This is a genomic window from Acinetobacter endophylla (assembly GCF_053543775.1).
The window spans coordinates 1-581 of sequence record NZ_JBLVOM010000140.1 but is presented as its reverse complement, the minus strand read 5'-3'; the positions used below and the strand labels follow the sequence as shown (position 1 = coordinate 581).

Sequence of the window (581 nt, the reverse complement as noted above, 5' to 3'; positions counted from 1 at the left end):
AAAAGGCGACTGATTCACTAGCCAGTCAGATCCCGACCGTGCGTGATTTAACTGATGCTTATCAAAAACTCAATGAACAACAGCTGATTACTGAACGTACCAAAATCAAGAATGCCATGTCTGAAAATCGAGATGAAATTCAGCAAACCATTCAATCTTTGGGCGAGTTGAAAGTCACTTGGGATTTGGGTTTTGATGTTTCAAAGTGGACAAAATACAACAGTATTTTAGAAGACTTGAAAAATGGAGCAATCACCGGCAATGAAGCTTTGGCTGAGTTTAATAAGCTTGGCTTAAGTAGCAATATCATTGAAGAAATTGCAGGTTTAACAACCAAGCTTGATCAAAGTAAAGCTGGGCTGGATAAAAATACTCAGGCTGCTGGCTTGGTTAATAGTCAGCTGGATATTACTACCAGAGCGGCCAATGGTGCGGCTGGGGCTGTCCGTGGTAAAGCCAATGCGATGACCACCGATGCAGCCAATACGCGTGATGCTGCAGCAGCTAACCGTGAATACACTTCTTCACTGCAGAGTAAATTATTTGATGCAGCCTTTAAAAATGGTGTTATCAGTCGTGGT

At 42.3% G+C, this 581-nt stretch carries 1 protein-coding gene; it reads left to right on the top strand.

Annotated features, from left to right (window positions below; genetic code table 11):
* A partial coding sequence (locus tag ACNPNW_RS06010; RefSeq protein ID WP_448766714.1) for a hypothetical protein occupies window positions 1–581 on the top strand: 581 nt, incomplete at both ends.